Here is a 2378-nt window from a genome sequence, read left to right on the forward strand (position 1 = left end):
GATTGATACCTTGACGACGAAAGCCACCGCCCCCTGCCCCGCCGGTTTGACGCCGAGCCCGGGTTGGCCGCGGTGGCTGCCGCATTTCTGAATTGACCGCGCAAATACGAAGGACCTGCATGACCGCCAAGAAGACCGCGCCCAAGGCCAGCCCCGCTCCTGCCGAAGAACTCAAGAAGAAGACGGCCGTGAAGGCCGCAGCCGAGGCGCCCGCCAAGACCGCAAAGGCGGCTGCGGCGAAGCCGGCCGCGAAGACGGCCAAGGCCGCCGTGGCCGAAGAGGACAAGCCCAAGCGCGGCCGCAAGCCCAAGGCGGCCACCGAGACCAAGAAGGCCGGCGGCAAGAAGGAAGCCGAGGAAGAAGAGGACTTCTCCGACATCGATGCCGAGATCGAGGGCGAAGAGCCGGAAGCCGAAGAGACGGTCGCGGTCGAAGAGGAAACGGTCAAGGCCAAGCCCCTGCGCATGAAGGTCAGCCGCGCCAAGGAGCGCGCGCTGATGCGTGAATTCGGCCTGGAAGAGACCGCGCTGACGGAAGAAGAAGCCGTCAAACGCCGCTCCGAGCTGAAGACCCTCATCAAGATGGGCAAGACGCGTGGTTTCCTGACGCACCAGGAAATCAACGATCACTTGCCCGAGAAGCTGGTCAGCGAGGAAATCCTCGAGGCCATCATCTCCATGCTCAACGACATGGGCATCGCGGTCTACGAGCAGGCGCCCGACGCCGCCACGCTGCTGATCCAGGGCAACACCACGGCCACGTCGACCGAAGAAGAGGCCGAAGAAGCCGCCGAAGCTGCGCTGTCGACGGTGGACTCCGAGTTCGGCCGCACGACCGACCCGGTGCGCATGTATATGCGCGAAATGGGCACGGTCGAACTGCTGACCCGTGAAGGCGAAATCGAGATCGCCAAGCGCATCGAAGGCGGCCTGCAGGCCATGATGCTGGCGATCTCGGCCTCGCCGACGACCATCGCCCACATCCTCGAGTTCGCCACCAAGATCCGCGCTGGCGAGATGCAGATCTCGGACGTCGTCGACGGCTTCGTGGCGGAAGACGAGGCCGACGACTACGTGGCCGAGGAAGACTTCGACGAGTTCGACGAGGAAGACGATGACGACGGCAACGGCGGCTCCAAGGCGCTGACCAAGAAGCTCGAAGAGCTGAAGAACGCCGCCCTGGTCAAGCTCGACTCGATGTCCGCTGCCTTCGACAAGATGCGCAAGGCGTTCGAGAAGGACGGCTACAAGTCGATCCCGTACAACAAGGCCCAGCAGGCCATCAGCCAGGAGCTGATGACCATCCGCTTCACGGTCAAGACGATCGAGAAGCTGTGCGACATCCTGCGCAGCCAGGTCGACGACGTGCGCCGCTATGAACGCGAGCTGCGCAAGATCGTGGTGGACAAGTGCGGCATGCCGCAAGAGCACTTCATCAAGACCTTCCCGCCCAACGCACTGAACCTGAAGTGGGCCGAGAAGGAAGTCGCCGCCGGCAAGCCGTACAGCATCATCCTGAGCCGCAACCTGCCGCCGGTGCAGGAACTGCAGCAGAAGTTGACGGACATCCAGGCCAAGGCCGTGGTTCCGCTGGACGACCTCAAGGACATCAACAAGAAGATGAACGAGGGCGAGAAGGCCTCTCGTGACGCGAAGAAGGAAATGATCGAGGCCAATCTGCGCCTCGTGATCTCCATCGCCAAGAAGTACACCAACCGCGGCCTGCAGTTTCTGGACCTGATCCAGGAAGGCAATATCGGCCTGATGAAGGCGGTGGACAAGTTCGAATACCGCCGCGGCTACAAGTTCTCGACGTACGCGACGTGGTGGATCCGCCAGGCCATCACGAGGAGCATTGCCGACCAGGCCCGCACCATCCGCATCCCGGTTCACATGATCGAGACGATCAACAAGATGAACCGCATCTCGCGCCAGCACTTGCAGGAGTTCGGCTACGAGCCGGACGCCCCGACGCTGGCCGAGAAGATGGAGATCCCGGAAGACAAGATCCGCAAGATCATGAAGATCGCCAAGGAGCCGATCTCCATGGAAACGCCGATCGGCGACGACGACGACAGCCACCTGGGCGATTTCATCGAGGACACCAACAACACGGCGCCCATCGAAGCGGCCATGCAGGCCGGCCTGCGCGACGTGGTGAAGGACATCCTCGACTCGCTGACGCCGCGCGAAGCCAAGGTGCTGCGCATGCGCTTCGGCATCGAGATGCAGAGCGACCACACGCTGGAAGAAGTCGGCAAGCAGTTCGACGTGACGCGTGAGCGCATCCGCCAGATCGAGGCCAAGGCGATTCGCAARCTGAAGCACCCGAGCCGCAGCGACAAGTTGCGTACCTACCTCGACAACCTCTAATCGCTG

The 2378-nt window shown here is 62.5% G+C and carries 1 protein-coding gene; it reads left to right on the forward strand.

Annotation, left to right across the window (positions count from 1 at the left end; all coding sequences use genetic code 11):
• Window positions 1–119: 119 nt before the first annotated feature.
• Window positions 120–2372 carry an RNA polymerase sigma factor RpoD gene (gene rpoD, locus ACXJKR_RS30000; RefSeq protein WP_457325951.1) on the forward strand — a complete coding sequence of 751 codons (2253 nt, stop codon included), beginning with the start codon at window positions 120–122 and terminating at the stop codon, window positions 2370–2372.
• Window positions 2373–2378 lie beyond the last annotated feature (6 nt).

The organism is Roseateles sp. P5_E11 (genome assembly GCF_054049355.1).